17 protein-coding genes and 2 tRNA genes are annotated in these 18,420 nt (G+C 43.0%); 14 read left to right on the top strand and 5 right to left on the bottom strand.

Annotation, left to right across the window (positions count from 1 at the left end; translation table 11 throughout):
* Positions 1-8 precede the first annotated feature (8 nt).
* The gene (locus ACQEXU_RS04565) at positions 9-410 is read right to left on the bottom strand and encodes a YbaN family protein (protein WP_367987279.1); all 402 of its coding nucleotides are present in this window, start codon (positions 408-410) and stop codon (positions 9-11) included.
* Between the two features lie 383 nt (positions 411-793).
* Here ACQEXU_RS04565 and ACQEXU_RS04570 point away from each other — a divergent pair, with 383 nt between their 5' ends.
* Positions 794-1,639: a magnesium transporter gene (locus tag ACQEXU_RS04570; RefSeq protein WP_427009864.1), complete on the top strand. Its 846-nt coding sequence runs from the start codon at positions 794-796 to the stop codon at positions 1,637-1,639.
* Here ACQEXU_RS04570 and dacB read toward each other — a convergent pair.
* Together dacB and ACQEXU_RS04580 are read right to left on the bottom strand one after the other, a co-directional pair.
* Entirely contained in the window at positions 1,618-3,045 is a 1,428-nt protein-coding gene (gene dacB, locus ACQEXU_RS04575; protein WP_427009865.1) for a serine-type D-Ala-D-Ala carboxypeptidase, read from the bottom strand. The genes ACQEXU_RS04570 and dacB overlap by 22 nt on opposite strands.
* 104 nt (positions 3,046-3,149) lie before the next feature.
* Positions 3,150-4,163 carry a porin gene (locus tag ACQEXU_RS04580; RefSeq protein WP_427009866.1) on the bottom strand — a complete coding sequence of 338 codons (1,014 nt, stop codon included), beginning with the start codon at positions 4,161-4,163 and terminating at the stop codon, positions 3,150-3,152.
* 554 nt (positions 4,164-4,717) lie between these two features.
* Between ACQEXU_RS04580 and greA the strand changes: the two genes are divergently transcribed.
* Positions 4,718-5,191: a transcription elongation factor GreA gene (gene greA / locus ACQEXU_RS04585; protein ID WP_367987275.1), complete on the top strand. Its 474-nt coding sequence runs from the start codon at positions 4,718-4,720 to the stop codon at positions 5,189-5,191.
* A 61-nt stretch (positions 5,192-5,252) separates the two neighbouring features.
* On the opposite strand, the gene yhbY is transcribed toward greA, so the two are convergent.
* On the bottom strand, positions 5,253-5,549 hold the full coding sequence (gene yhbY, locus ACQEXU_RS04590) for a ribosome assembly RNA-binding protein YhbY (protein WP_367987274.1): 297 nt from the start codon (positions 5,547-5,549) through the stop codon (positions 5,253-5,255).
* 139 nt (positions 5,550-5,688) lie between these two features.
* On the opposite strand from yhbY, the gene rlmE reads away from it, so the two are divergent.
* The 12 genes from rlmE to truB all read left to right on the top strand — a co-directional run bounded on the left by rlmE (position 5,689) and on the right by truB (position 17,865).
* Positions 5,689-6,318 carry a 23S rRNA (uridine(2552)-2'-O)-methyltransferase RlmE gene (rlmE, locus tag ACQEXU_RS04595; protein WP_367987273.1) on the top strand — a complete coding sequence of 210 codons (630 nt, stop codon included), beginning with the start codon at positions 5,689-5,691 and terminating at the stop codon, positions 6,316-6,318.
* Positions 6,319-6,426: 108 nt separating this feature from the next.
* Positions 6,427-8,391 (top strand): ATP-dependent zinc metalloprotease FtsH, encoded by a 1,965-nt coding sequence (ftsH, locus tag ACQEXU_RS04600; RefSeq protein WP_427009867.1) that lies wholly within the window; start codon positions 6,427-6,429, stop codon positions 8,389-8,391.
* Between the two features lie 66 nt (positions 8,392-8,457).
* Positions 8,458-9,288, top strand: a complete 831-nt coding sequence (folP, locus tag ACQEXU_RS04605) for a dihydropteroate synthase (protein ID WP_427009868.1) — start codon at positions 8,458-8,460, stop codon at positions 9,286-9,288.
* A gap of 26 nt (positions 9,289-9,314) precedes the next feature.
* Positions 9,315-10,655, top strand: a complete 1,341-nt coding sequence (gene glmM / locus ACQEXU_RS04610) for a phosphoglucosamine mutase (protein WP_427009869.1) — start codon at positions 9,315-9,317, stop codon at positions 10,653-10,655.
* A gap of 255 nt (positions 10,656-10,910) precedes the next feature.
* Positions 10,911-11,246, top strand: a complete 336-nt coding sequence (secG, locus tag ACQEXU_RS04615) for a preprotein translocase subunit SecG (protein WP_367987269.1) — start codon at positions 10,911-10,913, stop codon at positions 11,244-11,246.
* Positions 11,247-11,264: 18 nt separating this feature from the next.
* A tRNA-Leu gene (locus ACQEXU_RS04620) sits at positions 11,265-11,348 on the top strand.
* A gap of 56 nt (positions 11,349-11,404) precedes the next feature.
* Positions 11,405-11,481, top strand: a tRNA-Met gene (locus ACQEXU_RS04625).
* A gap of 203 nt (positions 11,482-11,684) precedes the next feature.
* Entirely contained in the window at positions 11,685-12,140 is a 456-nt protein-coding gene (gene rimP, locus ACQEXU_RS04630; RefSeq protein WP_427009870.1) for a ribosome maturation factor RimP, read from the top strand.
* A gap of 24 nt (positions 12,141-12,164) precedes the next feature.
* Positions 12,165-13,652 carry a transcription termination factor NusA gene (gene nusA, locus ACQEXU_RS04635; protein ID WP_367987267.1) on the top strand — a complete coding sequence of 496 codons (1,488 nt, stop codon included), beginning with the start codon at positions 12,165-12,167 and terminating at the stop codon, positions 13,650-13,652.
* A 23-nt stretch (positions 13,653-13,675) separates the two neighbouring features.
* Positions 13,676-16,396 carry a translation initiation factor IF-2 gene (gene infB, locus ACQEXU_RS04640; RefSeq protein ID WP_367987266.1) on the top strand — a complete coding sequence of 907 codons (2,721 nt, stop codon included), beginning with the start codon at positions 13,676-13,678 and terminating at the stop codon, positions 16,394-16,396.
* Positions 16,397-16,510: 114 nt separating this feature from the next.
* Positions 16,511-16,918, top strand: a complete 408-nt coding sequence (gene rbfA / locus ACQEXU_RS04645) for a 30S ribosome-binding factor RbfA (RefSeq protein WP_367987265.1) — start codon at positions 16,511-16,513, stop codon at positions 16,916-16,918.
* The gene (truB, locus tag ACQEXU_RS04650; RefSeq protein ID WP_427009871.1) at positions 16,918-17,865 is read left to right on the top strand and encodes a tRNA pseudouridine(55) synthase TruB; all 948 of its coding nucleotides are present in this window, start codon (positions 16,918-16,920) and stop codon (positions 17,863-17,865) included. The genes rbfA and truB overlap by 1 nt, the downstream gene beginning before the upstream one ends.
* Before the next feature lie 60 nt (positions 17,866-17,925).
* Here the strand turns inward: truB and ACQEXU_RS04655 are convergent, their stop codons facing one another.
* Positions 17,926-18,354 carry a DUF1499 domain-containing protein gene (locus tag ACQEXU_RS04655; protein ID WP_427009872.1) on the bottom strand — a complete coding sequence of 143 codons (429 nt, stop codon included), beginning with the start codon at positions 18,352-18,354 and terminating at the stop codon, positions 17,926-17,928.
* Between the last annotated feature and the right edge of the window lie 66 nt (positions 18,355-18,420).

Raw genomic sequence — 18,420 nt, forward strand, 5'->3', positions numbered from 1 at the left:
AAGCGCCGTTATGGCGCTTTTTTTGTGCATGTTTTAAAGCGTAAGATAAACCAAGTTTCGAACAGTAATAGTGCGGCAATGGCGTATTGCCAATGTGTCCCTAACGCAATGAAGTAAAATACACTGCCCATGGAGAGCCATATCATAATTAGGGAGTGGGTTTTCTCCTTGATCGTTAACCCTTCTTTATTTTTTAGACGTTGAGCTATAGGGCCGAGTGTTGCATGGTTAAGTAGCCAGTTTTGGAATTTAGGAGATGCAGATCCAAAGCAGTAAAGTGCCAGTAAGATAAAAGGAACGGTTGGAAGTAAGGGAACAGTTATTCCAATCAAACCAAGAATAACGCATGTCCAACCAATACAGATATAGCCTTTACGCTTGATGTAAGCACGTCGCTCGATATTTTTCATGTCGCCCAGCCATTTTAGTTTTGATAGTGATAAGTATGAGCAGTGCTTTAAAGAATAGGCAAACTAATTCTTATTGATAAATAAATTTCAACTGCCACTTTGTATCAGTTTTGATAAGATACCTCGACTGTCGTATCGGCAGTGTCTTTGGAGATTTTTATGAACAATACCGACCATCCTCCTAGTTGCAAGGGAGAAAAATAACCCGCTTTGGTATTGATAATCTCTATCCTACCTTTGCGGTAGGGTAAACGCTTTCCTGCTTTCTCCCTTCTTATTTTTTTCCTTTATCTAGTTAAACAACTGTTTGGACATCATGCCGCTGCACGGTGTGCTAGATCGTTGTTGATGGTCGTTACCTATTGCCAATCGGGAGATTCGCCATGACGGTAATGAGCAATACATATATTGAAAACTGCGCACACTTTTCTCATGAAGAAATTAGTGCTGCGAGAAATGCATTTTTACAGTATGCACAAGAACAACAGTTACATTTGCTGACAGTGATGCCGATTGAAGAGGCAGTTGCAATACTCAATCACTGCTCAGTTGGGTTTGTCCAAGAGTTGATTTATCAGTTGGAAGCGTTAGGCCATGATAGTTTGGCAAGGCACTATGCCCATCAGTTGGGGTTCATTTATTCAGAAGTAGAGACTCCGCAAGGATATTTATCAACGTCAGTATTCGAACATGTTAGGCAGCGTATCGGTTGGATCATTGCACTTGCTTTGCTTGGCATAGTATCCGGTTTAATTATTTCTCATTATGAAAATACGTTAAGCCAATTGGTTTTACTCGCGATTTATATGCCAGTGATTGCTGCTGCCGGAGGTAATACGGGAAGCCAAGCTGCCACGCTAGTTATACGAGCATTAGCAACGGGGGAGCTTAAAAAACGCCAATGGTTGAGGGTATTTTGGAAAGAAAGTCGTGTAGCTTTGTGCCTAGCTCTTGCTATTTCCGTGGTCATCATCGGCCGGATTTTACTATTTAGCACCCCTGATTCTGCGGGAGGGTTTGATATTGAAACGGTTGCATTAGCAGTTGCTGTTGCATTATTTATTCAGGTTACGATGTCAACGGTACTCGGTGGACTCTTGCCAATACTGGCACGTGTAATGAAGTTGGACCCAGCCGTATTGGTGAGCCCAGTTCTTGCGTCGATTGTCGATATTTCGGGTATGTGGGTCTACTTTTCGGTCGTTAACTATTTCTTAGAGATAGTTTGACTGAATTTAATGACATCTTGATAAAACAACGTCTCGAATTGGACAATAGGAGCAGCGACAGGTTTGGCGTTGCTCTGTTTTTTGGGATGATAATCAGTGACAAATTGGACAAATAACGAGCTTGGCTTGCCCGTTTGATCTAAGCCGTAACCGGCCATGTTGTAACTGCCGTACAAAGACCCACTTTTCGCGATGAGTTGTCCTTTGATGGGGGATTTTCTCATGCTACTGCGATACTGAAGCGTACCATTTTGCCCGGAAGTGGGGAGGTGCTCAATAAGGTGAAGTCGGTTATCGTTTTGCCAGATATACTGCAAAATGGCCGCCATGTCTTTGCTATTGAAACGGTTATTACGTGACAAACCAGAGCCATCCGCCATTTGCGCTTGCTCTAAATCAATCCCGGTATTGGCAAAAATGACCTGTTTGATCGCTTGTGTGCCATTTTTGAAGCTACCCGGTTGAATATAAAACTGTGCACCAATTGTTCGAGTTAGGCTATCAGCGATGAGGTTATCTGATTTTTTCAACATGGTATCTAGCAGTTGAGGTAGAGCGGCAGAACGGTGAATGGCTAAAGTTTTATAACGTCGACCTTCTGGGGTGCCAATTTTAACCTCTCCGTTGAGAACGATATCGAGTCGATTCAATTGGGTATAGATCATACGTTGTGCATACAAAGCTGGGTTTTGAATCGCGAATTTCAACGGCAAAGGTTTGCTGCGTGAAACAAGGCAGCCTTGCAACTCATAGTGATTATCTGGCGTGGTTACCAGTTCAAGGTCACATTGTGTACTTTCTTGACCAGCTTTAGTGACTGTTTGAGCTGATGTTGTGACATGAATAGGGTAATGCTGCGGAACAAAGACGCGAGTCTGACCATTGTCCTTGGTATAAATCGAGGCTTGAGCGCAATTTTTGTCTAATGTAATTGCACTGGCTGGTGCACTGTAGCATACGCCTAGAATATCCCAAGGCCACCCAACGGCGCGGTCGTACCCAGTAAAGGCCGAATTATCTAACCAAATATCGCCCGAGATACTTTTTAATCCATTCTCTTTGGCCATTTTTAACATATTGGCCAAATCCTCAGTGGTTAGTGTTGGATCACCACTGAATTTTATCACTAAATCATTACCGACTTTGGATAGCTCTGTTTGGTAATGAAATTCATCACCTAATTCAAGTTTTGCAGCTAAAGCAGTAACCACCTTTAAAGTACTTGCTGGTGGGAAAAATTGATCAGTATTACCTGTGCTGTGTGACAAATTACGATTATTTAAGTCTTGAATCAGCAAGTTAACTCGAGAACCTTGAGGAAGTTTATCAATAGGGCTGGTCGCACTTACCTGTAGTGAAAGAGCAGAGAGAGTCACAAGTAATGTGGAACGTAGCTGGTATCTCATAAGTTAGAAGTCACAATTTTAGTGGTAATTATGCAAGTATAACGGGGAAAAAAAACGCCTGCTAGTAAGCAGGCGTCTTATCTTTTTGACTAATACAGAATGTATTAGAAGTCGTAACGTAGACCTAGAGCTAGTTCGTCTTCAGCAGCTACTTTACCTACAGTACCAGTACCTAGCTTGTCGCTTTCGTCAAGTAGGTTGAAGTTGTATGAGATGTAAGTGCGGAAGTTAGGCTTGAAGTAGTAAGTTGCATCAAGCGCTACGTTGTTTGCAGAAGTGTCATTTGCAGTTTCTGCACTATTGTACGTAGTTGTGAACACTGTTTGGCCTAGTGTGTAAGCTGCTGCAACTTCATAACCAGTGTAATCTTGAACACCAGCGAAGTTTGAGCTTGCTAGGTTAGCATCATCAAAGTTCTTTTCACCATCAGTGAATAGACCAGCGATGTAGAAATCTGCAATTGAGTAAGATGCCGCAGCCATGTACTCGTTGCTCTTGTTTTGGTCTGCGTAGCCAGCACCTAGCTGAAGACCAGTATCACCGATTGCATAGATAGCAGATAGTGAGTAACCGTCTTGTTTGTTATCAGTGAAACCATTTGCATCAGTTTCTTGATCAGCAAAACGGTAGCTTGCTTTAACGCCTAGGTTTTCGAATTGACCAGCGTATGCAACCATGTTGTCTGTACGGTCAGCTACAGCTAGTTTGTCTGCTGCAGAGTTACCGTGGTAAGCCATGATATCAGTGAAGTCTGTGATTACACCTAGAGCACCAGCTGTTTTACCGTAAGTAACTTCACCAAAGTTACCGCCTAGACCAGCGTAAGCGTAACGAGTGTTTAGATCGTTGTTGCTGTCTACTGCGCCATTTTCGCTAGTTGTGAACTCACCTTCGTAGAAACCAACACCGTATAGGCTATCGTTGATTGCAGCTTTACCTAGGAAGTTAAGACGTACGCGAGATTTGTCTTCTGCTTTACCGTCTTTTAGAGACATACGTGCTTCAGCACGGCCGCCCATTTCGATAGAGTTGCCATCTTGGTTGTAGATTTCTGCTGCGTTAACGCCAGTAGCCACTGCTGCAGCTGAAACTGCTAGAGCAATCAGAGTCTTGTTCATCTTATTAGTCCTAATTTACTGTCCATAAATAGTCATTTATTTTGCGAGTCATACCTCACAACGTAGGGGGTATACTCCACACATCGCTCAAGTCAATCAAGTTTCATATGTAAGATTTAAGTCAGTAATATGAAATGCTTAAATTGCAGTTCGAGCAATCCGTGAGCAATGTTTTAACGCTAAAGTTCCACTATGGGTTAGTAAAATGATATAAATCAGACTGATGAACACTGTTTTATTGTGGGTAAATTTTTATCAAGTTAATGATTATAAAGGGTATTTGTTGCTATTGTTAAATTTCTATCAAGATGTGAATTTTATTTTTTTTTACCTAAAATACGTGAATAAATGTTTAGTAGACCGCAATTTCAAAAGCATAATTTGACTATCTACAATCTGAGTCACAGAGATAAGACGCGGGTGAACAAATTTGGATGATTTAGTTGAGGAGTTTGTTTACACTAGGTGAAATTGATTCGTTAAACGACTACCTAATCCTACTGGGTTGGGTAGTTTTGTTTTGTCCAAAGATAACTTTGGCCTAGAGGTATAAAATGGAAAAAGTTCCAATGACTGTACGTGGCGAACAGCAGCTGCGTGAAGAGTTAGACAGACTGCTAAAGCTTCGTCCAAAGATTTCTGAAGCGATTGCTGAAGCTCGTGAACTTGGTGATCTGAAAGAAAATGCAGAGTACCATGCTGCGCGCGAAGAGCAGGGAATTTGTGAAGCCCAGATTCGTGATATTGAGTACAAGCTTTCAGTAGCCCAAGTTATCGATGTCACTAAAATGGACAATACAGGCAAAGTGATTTTTGGTACAACGGTTACTCTCATTGATGTTGATACAGATGAAGAAAAAACGTATCAAATCGTGGGTGATCATGAAGCCGATATTAAACAGGGACGCATTTCTGTTAGTTCCCCAATGGCTCGTGGGTTGATTGGCAAAATGGAAGGTGATGAAGTCTCTATCGTCACACCAGGCGGTGCTAAAGACTACGATATTGATAAAGTAGAATATCTATAATCTGGCATATGGGCACAAAAAAGGTCGCAAGTGAGCGACCTTTTTTATAATGAGCTAAAAATTATTTGCGAGGTAGCTCAATTTTACGTTCTTCGGAAGGGCGATATAACACCAATACTTTACCGATAACTTGCACTTTTTCTGCTTCAGTTTCGCGCACAATGGCTTCGATAATCAGGTTTTTTGTTTCGCGATCTTCTGCTGCAACTTTGACTTTGATTAGCTCATGGTGGTTGAGTGCTATTTCGATTTCTGCAAGAACGGCCTCGGTTAGTCCATTAGCGCCGAGTAGCACGACAGGTTTTAAATTGTGTGCTAGGCCTTTCAAGTGCTGCTTTTGTTTTGTGCTTAGGTTCATTACGCGGCCAAATTTATTTACTATTTAGGGTTGAAAACCACCATTTTAACGCCATCTAACGTTGAAGACTATAATTTATTGAGTGATTGAAAAAGACTATTACAACGATAGATCCTTTTTCATCCTTATTAGGATTAGAATGAGTAAACAGAAACATTCAGCCAGTTCTGGCCGTTGGCTCAAAGAGCATTTTGATGATAAATACGTAAACGAAGCGAAGAAAAAAGGCTATCGTTCTCGAGCAATATTTAAAATCGAAGAGATTCAGAACAAAGACAAGTTGCTACAACCTGGAATGACCGTTGTCGATCTAGGTGCGGCACCTGGTGGCTGGTCACAATACGCAGCAAAAATTGTAGGCGATGAAGGGCAGGTTATTGCATGCGACATCTTGCCTATGGATTCAATTGCTGGCGTAGCGTTTCTCCAAGGTGATTTCCGTGAAGAAGCAGTACTTGATGCGTTATTAGATCGCATTCAACCAGATATGGTTGATATTGTGATGTCTGATATGGCACCAAATATGGCAGGAAATTTATCGGTCGATCAACCTCGTGCTATGTATCTTGTTGAACTAGCATTAGATATGTGTCGACAAGTTCTGGCTCCTGATGGTAGCTTTGTTGTCAAAGTATTTCAGGGCGAAGGCTTTGATCAATACGTAAAAGATGTTCGCGACATGTTTAAAGTTGTGAAAATTCGAAAACCAGATTCTTCAAGAGCACGTTCTCGAGAAGTTTACATTGTAGCCACTGGTTACAAAGGTTAACCATTTCCCTTGATGGGGCGTGGGTTAACAGTATAGCTACAGGTGTTAAACTGTAGTACCCTACCTTTAATTACAATTAGTTATCGAGAGGCTTACACCTTGAGTGACATGGCAAAAAATTTAATTCTGTGGCTTGTGATTGCCGTCGTTTTGATGTCGGTTTTCCAGAGTTTTGGACCTGGAGATAGCAACGGCAGAGCGGTTGATTATACAACCTTTGTACAGGAAGTTGGCCAAGGCCAGATTCAGGAAGCAACGTTCAAAGAAGGTGAAATTACATTCACTCGACGTGGTGGTGGTGGCCGTTATGTTACTTACATGCCAGTGCGTGACCAGAAGCTTCTAGACGATTTAATTAATCAGAATGTAAAAGTTCAAGGAACGCCTCCTGAAGAGCAAAGTTTACTTGGCAGTATTTTCATTTCTTGGTTCCCAATGATCTTACTAATTGGTGTTTGGATATTCTTTATGCGCCAAATGCAAGGCGGTGGCGGTAAAGGTGCCATGTCTTTTGGTAAGAGCAAAGCTCGTATGATGAGCGAAGAACAAATCAAAACAACCTTTGCTGACGTAGCAGGTTGTGATGAAGCTAAAGAAGATGTGAAAGAGCTAGTGGATTACCTACGCGATCCAAGCCGTTTCCAAAAGCTAGGCGGTAAAATTCCGACTGGTGTGTTGATGGTTGGTCCTCCTGGTACTGGTAAAACGCTGCTTGCAAAAGCTATTGCGGGTGAAGCAAAAGTTCCATTCTTTACAATTTCTGGTTCAGACTTTGTTGAAATGTTTGTGGGTGTTGGTGCTTCTCGCGTACGTGATATGTTTGAGCAAGCGAAGAAAGCCTCTCCATGTATCATCTTTATTGATGAGATTGACGCCGTAGGTCGCCAACGTGGTGCAGGTGTTGGTGGTGGTCATGATGAGCGTGAACAAACACTAAACCAAATGCTAGTAGAAATGGATGGTTTTGAAGGCAATGAAGGCATTATTGTCATCGCTGCGACTAACCGCCCTGATGTACTTGACCCTGCACTTTTACGTCCTGGTCGTTTTGACCGCCAAGTCGTCGTAGGCCTACCAGATGTACGTGGTCGTGAGCAGATCTTGAAAGTTCATATGCGTAAAGTACCGCTAGCGGGTGATGTAGAACCTTCTCTAATCGCACGTGGTACACCTGGTTTCTCTGGTGCGGATCTTGCCAACCTAGTTAACGAAGCTGCACTATTTGCTGCACGCGGTAACAAGCGTAATGTTTCGATGGTTGAGTTTGAACTGGCAAAAGATAAGATCATGATGGGTGCAGAGCGTCGTTCTATGGTGCTTTCTGAAGAAACCAAAGAATCAACAGCATACCATGAAGCAGGTCACGCGATTGTTGGTCGCTTAGTACCTGAACATGATCCTGTGTACAAAGTCTCGATCATTCCACGTGGCCGCGCGTTGGGTGTGACTATGTACCTACCAGAACAAGACCGTGTCAGTATGTCTCGTCAACATCTAGAATCGATGATTTCGAGCCTATATGGTGGTCGTCTAGCAGAAGAACTTATCTACGGTGCAGATAAAGTATCCACTGGTGCGTCAAACGATATCGAACGTGCAACAGATATAGCACGTAAGATGGTGACTCAATGGGGCTTCTCTGAAAAACTAGGTCCGCTACTTTACGCTGAAGATGAAGGTGAAGTATTCCTTGGTCGTAGCGTAACCCAGACTAAGCATGTCTCTGACGATACTGCGAAGCTAATCGATGACGAAGTCCGTAAGATTATCGATCGCAACTATGACCGCGCGAAGAAAATCTTAGAAGAAAACATGGATATCATGCACGCGATGAAAGATGCGCTAGTGAAATACGAGACTATCGATGCAGGTCAGATTGATGATTTGATGGAACGAAAAACGGATATTCGTGAACCGGCAGGATGGGGAGACAATCAAAATGGAACTCCTAAATCAGAAGTGAAGGAAGACGTTAAAGTTGAAGAGGATAAAGTTGAGCCCGCCAATAGCGAAACTCCAGCGCCTCAAGAAGCCACATCAAATGAGTCTGCTGATAAAAAAGACGCAGAATAACTCTCACTGAGAGAAAACCCCGAGCTCGCTCGGGGTTTTTGTCTTTCTAGTTAAAAGAAAATCGATATGTTGATCTATGCAAATGGTAAGCAACTTGACTTGAGTAGCCCTCAAGTCATGGGAATTCTCAATATTACGCCAGACTCTTTTTCTGATGGTGGTAAATTTAACGCCTTAGATAGTGCTTTGCATCGTGTGAAGGCAATGATAGATGCAGGTGTGACTATTATTGACATTGGTGGTGAATCAACCCGCCCTGGCGCGCCAGAGGTTACGCTTGAAGAAGAGCTTACGCGGGTTATTCCAGTCATCAAAGCCATACGAAGCCAATATGATGTTTGGATTTCAGTAGACACAAGTAAAGCTGAAGTAATGCGTCAGGCAATTGAAGCCGGCGCTGATATTATTAATGATGTCAGAGCGTTAAGAGAGCCTGGTGCTTTGGAGGTTGCAGCTCAGTCTGGATTACCTGTCTGTTTAATGCATATGAAAGGACAGCCTCGTACGATGCAAGCAAATCCGCAGTACATAGACTTGTTAGCTGAAGTTGAAGAGTTTTTGTCTGAACGGGTTGCTGCGTGTGAAGCTGTAGGGATCAAACGTGAGCAGCTCATTCTTGATCCGGGCTTTGGCTTTGGTAAAACCTTAGAACACAATTATCAGATGCTTGCACATCTTGAGCAGTTTCATCAATTTAATATGCCGATTTTAGCGGGCATGTCTCGTAAATCGATGCTCTTTAAATTGCTTAATAAGGCCCCTTCGGACTGTATTGCTGCTAGTGTTGCTACAGCAACGATCGCGGCGCAAAAAGGTGCTCAAATAATCCGAGTACATGATTTTGAAGAAACCATCGACGCACTAAAAGTTGTTGCTAAGATGAAAATGAATAGTTAGTCAAAACAATAACTAAAGGAAATACTATGTCTAATAAAAGACGTTATTTTGGTACAGATGGAGTTCGTGGCAAAGTAGGCCAATATCCAATTACTCCTGACTTTGTACTTAAGCTTGGTTGGGCTGCTGGACGTGTGCTGGCGAAACAGGGCACAAAGAAGGTTATTATTGGTAAGGATACTCGCATATCCGGTTATATGTTGGAGTCTGCTCTTGAGGCGGGTTTGGCTGCTGCAGGACTAAAAGCAACTTTTACTGGCCCAATGCCAACACCAGCTGTTGCGTACCTAACGCAAACATTTCGTGCTGAAGCCGGAATTGTTATATCTGCATCTCACAATCCTTATTACGACAACGGCATCAAATTTTTCTCCTCGGAAGGCACTAAGTTACCCGATGACATTGAGCTAGCAATAGAAGCTGAGCTGGATAAAGAGATTGAATGTGTCGAGTCTGCAATGTTAGGTAAGGCATCTCGCTTAAATGATGCTGCTGGCCGTTATATTGAATTTTGTAAAAGTACCTTCCCATCAGCATTGAGTCTTGCGGGGATGAAAGTCGTGGTTGACTGTGCCAATGGTGCGACTTATCACATCGCACCAAGTGTTTTCAAAGAGCTAGGTGCAGAAGTTATCCCTATGGGTATTGAACCAAATGGTTTAAATATCAATGATGAAGTTGGCGCTACAGATGTCCGTACTTTACAAAAACGTGTGGTTGAAGAAAAAGCACATCTTGGCTTAGCTTTTGATGGTGATGGTGACCGTATTATTATGGTTGATCATCTGGGAAATAAAGTCGATGGCGACCAAATTGCGTATATCATTGCACGTGATGCCCAACGTCGTGGTGAGTTGAAAGGTGGTGTTGTTGGTACATTGATGACCAACCTAGGTATGGAAAATGGTCTAAAAGAATTAGGTATCCCGTTTGTACGCGCCGCTGTTGGTGACCGCTATGTGATGGAAAAGTTATTAGAGAATAACTGGACGATCGGTGCTGAAAACTCTGGCCACGTTATTTTATTGGATAAGGTAACCACAGGTGATGCAATTGTCGCAGCACTTCAAGTCCTTGCTTCTGTTGTCGGTAGTAAAACATCATTGCATGAGCTATCGAAAGGCATGACGCTATACCCGCAAGTTTTAGAAAATGTGCGCTTTTCTGGTGGAAGTAATCCAATGGAAGCTGAAGCGGTAACAGTAGCTGTTGCACAGGTTGAAGCGGAATTAGGCGATAAAGGACGTGTATTGTTGCGCAAATCAGGAACTGAGCCATTGATCCGAGTAATGGTTGAAGGTGAAGATGCGCAACTAGTACAAAATTCAGCGTTAAAAATTGCTGATGCTGTTAAATCAAGCTGTTAGTCTTCTCTGATAGCTTGTTTTTAATCCCTCTTCAGTGTGTGTTTGTGGAGGGATTAAGATAAAAAAGTACGCTTTGCCCTTTTTTTGACCATTTAAAGCGTAACTTGTGCTTTTTTTCTAAATTCCACTTGTCAGAGAGTACTGCTTTCGCTAGTATTGCTCGGCCTTCAGTAAGGAGGTCGCTAGCCTTGTTTTAAAATCTTAATAGATTATTAGAATGGCGCTGGCTCAACAATTTGGAACATAGGTGGAAAAATGTTTACAGTTCTACTTGTGATTTACCTGTTGGCAGCGCTTGGTGTAATCGGCCTGGTGTTGATTCAACAAGGTAAAGGCGCAGATATGGGAGCCTCATTCGGTGCTGGTGCTTCAAACACAGTGTTTGGTGCGAGCGGCTCAGGTAACTTCCTAACCCGAATGACTGCAATTTTTGCAACAGTATTTTTTGTCGTCAGCTTGGTGCTAGGCAATATGTCTACACATAAAACTGAATCTCAGTGGGTTGATCCTACTCAAGGTCAGGTTATCCAACAAGCTGATGAAGCAGCGAGTGAAGTTCCAGCCCCTACGGGTGATGAAATTCCTCAATAAGCTGAAGAGATTTAGCTTGCCGAGATGGTGAAATTGGTAGACACGCTAGCATGAGGTGCTAGTGCCTTTGGTGTGAGGGTTCGAGTCCCTCTCTCGGCACCATTGATTTACAAACTTGTAAAACACCTTGGAGAGCGTATAATGCTCGACAAGTCGGACGCGGGGTGGAGCAGCTTGGTAGCTCGTCGGGCTCATAACCCGAAGGTCGTCGGTTCAAATCCGGCCCCCGCAACCAATCCTTTAGGATTCGGACAAGTTTGCGCAGTGTTGACACTGCGGGTTAGATGGCATTGATATCATCTAACATATCAGGGTCCAGCAATAAAAAACCCCGACTTTCGGGGTTTTTTATTATCTGAATTTTTGTATAGAGATTCAGATTTTGCTTGGTATTTAAATTGGGCTCTGAGCCCTTTTTTTGTTTCTGGAGTGGTTTAAATGACTGGTTTAGAAAGACAACTTACTGAATTGCTTGAAGCTCCTGTAGCAGCATCAGGTTATGAGTTAGTTGGATTAGAATTTATTCGCGCAGGCGAACACTCAACATTACGTATCTATATTGACCATGAAAATGGTATTACGGTAGACGACTGCGCTGAAGTGAGCCATCAAGTTAGTGCAGTTATGGATGTTGAAGATCCAATCACAGTGGCTTACAACCTAGAAGTGTCTTCACCTGGTTTAGAAAGACCACTTTTCAAAGCAGCACACTACGAACAATTTATTGGTCACGAGGTAAGCATCGTTTTGAAAATGGCTGTTGGTAACCGTCGAAAATGGAAAGGTGTTATCCATTCTATTGATGGCGAAACGATCTCAATTACCGTTGAAGGTAATAACGAAGAGTTCGCACTTAGCAACATTTCAAAAGCTAACCTGATCCCTAAATTTTAATTTGAGTCTTAGAGGCTATTTAAAATGAGTAAAGAAATTTTAGCGGTAGCAGAGGCGGTATCGAACGAAAAAGCGGTACCTCGTGAGCGCATCTTTGAAGCCCTGGAAATTGCTCTTGCTACTTCTACAAAGAAAAAACACGAAATCGAAATTGATGTACGTGTAGCAATCGATCGTAAAACAGGTGAATTTGAAACTTTTCGTCGTTGGTTGGTTGTTGAAGAAGTTGAAAACCCAACAAAAGAAATCTCATTCGAAGCTGCTCGCTACGATGATGAGTCAATTGAGCTTGGTGATTACATCGAAGACGAAATTGATTCAGTAACGTTTGACCGTATTACGACACAAACAGCGAAACAAGTGATTGTTCAAAAAGTACGTGAAGCGGAACGTGCGCAAATCGTAGAACAATTTATTGATAACGAAGGTGAACTGGTTACTGGTGTTGTCAAAAAAGTGAACCGCGATACTGTTGTGCTTGATCTTGGTAACAACGCTGAAGCTGTGATCCTTCGTGATGACCAACTACCACGTGAAAACTTCCGTCCAGGTGACCGTGTTCGTGGTCTATTATACCGCGTAGCTCCAGAAGCTCGTGGCTTCCAGCTATTTATTACTCGTTCAAAACCAGAAATGCTTGCTGAGCTTTTCCGTGTTGAAGTGCCTGAAATTGCGGAAGAAATTATCGAGCTTAAAGGTGCAGCTCGTGACCCAGGTTCTCGTGCAAAAATTGCTGTTAAAACGAATGACAAACGTATCGACCCAGTAGGTGCATGTGTTGGTATGCGTGGTGCACGTGTTCAAGCTGTTTCTGGTGAGCTAGGTGGCGAGCGTATCGATATTGTTCTTTGGGATGATAATCCAGCACAATTTGTTATCAACGCGATGGCGCCAGCAGATGTTGCCTCTATCATTGTTGATGAAGATGCTCATGCTATGGATATTGCTGTTGAAGCAGATAACTTGGCACAAGCAATTGGTCGTAATGGCCAAAACGTACGTTTAGCATCTCAGTTAACTGGCTGGGAGCTAAACGTAATGACAGTTGCAGATCTTCAGAAGAAGCATGCTGAAGAATCTCTGGCTTCAATTGAAAACTTCATGAAATATCTAGATATTGAAGAAGACTTCGCTCAGCTTCTTGTTGAAGAAGGTTTCTCTACGCTAGAAGAAGTTGCTTATGTACCAGTTAATGAGCTTCTCGAAGTAGAAGGCCTTGATGAAGACTTGGTTGAAGAGTTACGTAATCGTGCAAAAGATGCACTAACAACATTAGCTCTAGCACAAGAAGAATCTTTTGAAGGTCTTGAGCCAGCTGAAGACCTATTAGGTCTTGAAGGTCTTGAGCGCGAAATGGCATTTAAATTGGCAGCAAAAGGTGTTGCAACACTAGAAGATCTTGCTGACCAAGGTATTGATGATCTAGAAGGTATTGAAGGACTAACAGACGAGCGTGCAGGTGAGCTTATCATGGCTGCTCGTAATATTTGTTGGTTCGGCGAAGAAGCATAAATTTCAGCAAGGGAGAAAGCGGCATGACACAAATTACTGTTAAAGCACTGAGTGAAGAAATCGGTACACCAGTAGACCGCTTATTAGAGCAACTTGCTGATGCTGGAATGAAGAAGTCGGGATCAGACGTTGTATCAGATGAAGAGAAGCAAAAATTGCTGACTCATTTGAAAAAAGAGCATGGTGACACTACAGGTGACGCTGCTCCTACTCGATTGACATTACAGCGTAAAACCCGCAGCACACTAAGCGTAAATGCTGGTGGCGGTAAAAGTAAGAATGTTCAGGTTGAGGTGCGCAAAAAACGTACTTACGTAAAGCGCAGCACAATTGAAGATGAAGCAAAACGTGAAGCTGAAGAAGCAGCAAAACGCGAAGCTGAAGAAGCGGCAAAACGCGAAGCTGAAGAAGCAGCAAAGCGTGAAGCTGAAGAAGCAGCAAAGCGTGAAGCTGAAGAAAAAGTGAAGCGTGAAGCTGAAGAAAAAGCGAAACGTGAAGCTGAAGAAAAAGCGAAGCGTGAAGCACAAGAGAAAGCAAAACGTGATGTTAGTAAAAATACAGAACGTGATGCTGAAGAGAAGTTAAAGCAAGAAGCAGCGCGAAAAGAGGCCGACGAGCTTAAACGTCGTCAGGAAGAAGAAGCTAAGCGTAAGGCTGAAGAGGAAAGTCAGCGCAAGCTTGAAGAAGCTCGCGAAATGGCTGAGAAGAATAAAGAGCGTTGGTCTGCTGCAGAAGAGAAAAAGGGTGATATGGAAGATACAGATTACCATGTAACGACTTCACGTTACGCGCGTGAAGCCGAAGATGAAGCAGACCGTCGTGAAGAAGGCGGTGGTCGTCGCAAGAAGAAGAAAGCTGCTTCAAAAACAGATGAGCAAGCTCGCGGTGGTCGTAACCAGCGTGGTAAAGGTGGTCGTAAAGGTAAACTGGCTAAGCCAGCAAAACCTGCTTCAATGCAACATGGTTTTGATAAAACGGCAACCGTAGCAAAATCTGATGTTGTGATTGGTGAAACAATCGTTGTTTCTGAGCTGGCAAACAAAATGTCGGTTAAAGCAACGGAAGTTATCAAAGCGATGATGAAGATGGGCGCAATGGCGACTATCAACCAAGTTATCGATCAAGAAACAGCTCAGCTAATCGCTGAAGAAATGGGCCACAAGGTTATTCTTCGTAAAGAAAATGAACTTGAAGAAGCAGTACTTAACGATCGTGATAGCAACGAAGAAGCAGCACCACGTGCTCCTGTTGTAACTATCATGGGTCACGTTGACCACGGTAAAACGTCAACACTTGACTACATTCGTCGTACTCACGTTGCTTCGGGTGAAGCTGGCGGTATTACGCAACATATCGGTGCTTATCACGTAGAAACTGATAATGGTATGATTACTTTCCTTGATACTCCTGGACACGCAGCATTTACTGCAATGCGTGCTCGTGGTGCTCAAGCGACGGATATCGTTGTTCTTGTTGTTGCTGCTGATGATGGTGTAATGCCACAGACAGTCGAAGCGATTCAGCACGCGAAAGCGGCAGAAGTTCCTTTGATCGTTGCGGTAAACAAAATCGATAAAGAAGATGCTAACCCAGACAACGTTAAGAATGAGCTAGCTCAATACGACGTTATCCCTGAAGAATGGGGCGGTGAGAACATGTTCGTTCACATCTCTGCAAAACAGGGTACAAATATCGATGGTCTTCTAGAAGCGATTCTTCTTCAGTCTGAAGTTCTTGAACTTACAGCGGTTAAAGAAGGTATGGCATCTGGTGTTGTAGTTGAATCTCGCCTAGATAAAGGTCGTGGTCCTGTTGCAACAGTACTTGTTCAATCAGGTACGCTAAACAAAGGTGACATCGTTCTTTGTGGTCAAGAATACGGTCGTGTTCGTGCAATGCGTGACGAACTAGGTCAAGAAATTACAGAAGCTGGTCCATCTATCCCTGTAGAGATCCTAGGTCTTTCAGGTGTACCATCTTCAGGTGATGAAGCAACAGTAGTACGTGATGAGCGTAAAGCGCGTGAAGTAGCAAACTACCGTGCTGGTAAGTTCCGTGAAGTGAAACTTGCTCGTCAGCAGAAATCTAAGCTAGAAAACATGTTCTCGAACATGACAGCTGGTGAAGTTGCTGAACTAAACGTTGTTCTGAAAGCTGACGTACAAGGTTCTGTGGAAGCGATTGCAGACTCACTACTGAAACTGTCTACTGACGAAGTGAAAGTTAACATCGTTGGTTCTGGTGTTGGTGGTATTACAGAAACTGATGCAGTACTTGCAGAAGCTTCAAACGCAATCATCCTTGGCTTTAACGTACGTGCTGATGCCTCAGCTCGTCGTGCTGTTGAAGCTGCAAGCGTTGATCTACGTTACTACTCAATCATCTACCAATTGATAGATGAAGTGAAACAAGCGATGGGCGGTATGCTTGCACCTGAATTCAAGCAAGAAATCATTGGTCTTGCTGAAGTTCGTGATGTATTTAAGTCGCCTAAACTTGGTGCTATCGCTGGTTGTATGGTTACTGAAGGTCTGATTAAGCGTAACAACCCAATCCGTGTACTACGTGATAACGTTGTTATTTACGAAGGTGAGCTAGAATCACTACGTCGCTTTAAAGATGACGTTCAAGAAGTTAAGAGTGGCTACGAATGTGGTATCGGCGTTAAGAACTACAATGATGTTCGCGTTGGTGACCAAATTGAAGTATTCGAAATCGTTGAAATCAAACGTACTCTTGATTAATTGACTAAAATTACTTACGAAATCTGATACAGATAAGTGGTAATTGGTTGTTGAATACACCATGGGGGGCTGGTTTAAACCATCCCCCCATTCTTTCTATTTGTGAGAAAAGATATGTCAAAAGAATTTAGCCGCACGCAGCGTGTTGCCCAACAGCTGCAAAAAGAACTTGCGATGATCCTACAGCGTGAAGTTCGAGATTCTCGTTTAGGGATGGTGACTATTTCGGATGTAGAAGTGTCTCGTGACCTTGCTTATGCAAAAGTTTTTGTGACATTTTTATGCGTGGGTGAGCAAACTCCAGAATCTTGTTTAGCAGCACTGCGCGAGCATGAAGCGCATATTCGCATGATGCTAGGTAAGCGTATTCGTTTGCGCCTTACACCAGAAGTACGCTTCTACTACGACAATACATTAGTTGAAGGTATGCGTATGTCGAATCTGGTTTCTGAAGTGGTAAATGAAGATAAGCGCAAGCAGAAAAACTCTGGCCGCGAAGATGATCAGGCAGGGGACGAGTAATGGCTCGTCGTCGTAAAGGTCGTCCAATTAATGGTGTTGTCCTTTTGGATAAGCCTACAGGCATTTCATCTAATGATGCGCTGCAAAAAGTAAAACGTATTTATTTTGCAGAAAAAGCAGGTCATACCGGTGCACTGGATCCCCTAGCGACAGGTATGCTGCCAATTTGTCTTGGTGAAGCAACTAAATTTTCTCAATTTCTATTAGATTCAGATAAGCGCTACCGTGTTATCGCTAAATTGGGTGAACGTACCAATACATCAGATTCCGATGGTGAAGTCGTTGAAACTCGCCCAGTTAACGTGGTTCTTGAGCAGCTAGAAGCGTGTATTGATAAGTTTCGTGGAGAATCTGATCAAATACCATCAATGTTCTCTGCGTTAAAATACCAAGGAAAGCCTTTGTATGAATATGCGCGGCAAGGTATCGATGTTCCGCGTGAATCTCGCAAGATCACGGTATACGAAATTATTCTACATCGTTTTGAAAGCGATGAAGTTGAGATGGAAGTCCATTGCTCGAAAGGTACTTATATTAGAACGATCGTCGACGATCTTGGTGAGATGCTTGGTTGTGGTGCTCATGTCACTATGCTGCGTCGTACTGCGGTTGCAAACTACCCGTATGAAAAAATGGTCACGCTTGAGCAGCTTAACGACTTACTTGAACAAGCGCAGCGCGAAGAGATTCCTCCGCGAGAATTGCTTGACCCTCTATTGCTGCCAATGGACACAGCCGTTGAAGATTTACCGGAAGTTAATCTCAATGCAGAGCTGACCAATTTAGTTCAGCACGGAATGCCGGTACAAGTATTTGGAGTCCCTGAAGGCACGCCACTGCGTATGACATCTGGTGAAGAGAAGCTTTTCATTGGGGTCGCAGAAGTGAATGATGACGGGAAAGTTGCTCCGAAACGCTTGGTTGTGTTTCGTAATGAAGCTGAGTGATTTGCCATTCATAAATAAAAACCGAAGTCTTAGCTTCGGTTTTTTTATGTCTATCCGTTATCACTCTATAAGGTTGTTTATTTTCAATAGCTCTCGAAGCTCAACCGCTCGCTTTCGATTAACACCAAGATCTGAATAGCCAACGCGAGATTCTGAGCGAACAATGAGCTTATCGCCTTCTACCTTAAGTTCTAAATCGTCCACAAAGCGCATGATTTTAGATGTGCACTCTACGCGTATGTAGTTGCCTTCTTTCACCGCTGTTTTCGCACCTGGCAGTTCAAGCGCAATTTGCTCAATAGCATCGATGTTCGCTGAATCAGTCAGGGTGAATGGCGTTAGGTTGTATTCTTCACGCGTGTCTTGTGTGGAAACGCAGTTAGGTTTGTCACCACAAGGTGATTGGGAGCGATCCACCATGCTTGTGACTCCTTGGCTACAAGCGGTTAAGCCGAGCAAAGTGATGGAAAGGAGAGCGGCTTTTTTCATTGTATTTACTCTTATAATTTTGCTTCTAATTATATGGATACAAAAGAAAAAGGATCCAATAATAGG

The sequence above is a fragment of the Vibrio sp. TRT 21S02 genome (genome assembly GCF_050113675.1).
Taxonomy (GTDB): domain Bacteria; phylum Pseudomonadota; class Gammaproteobacteria; order Enterobacterales; family Vibrionaceae; genus Vibrio.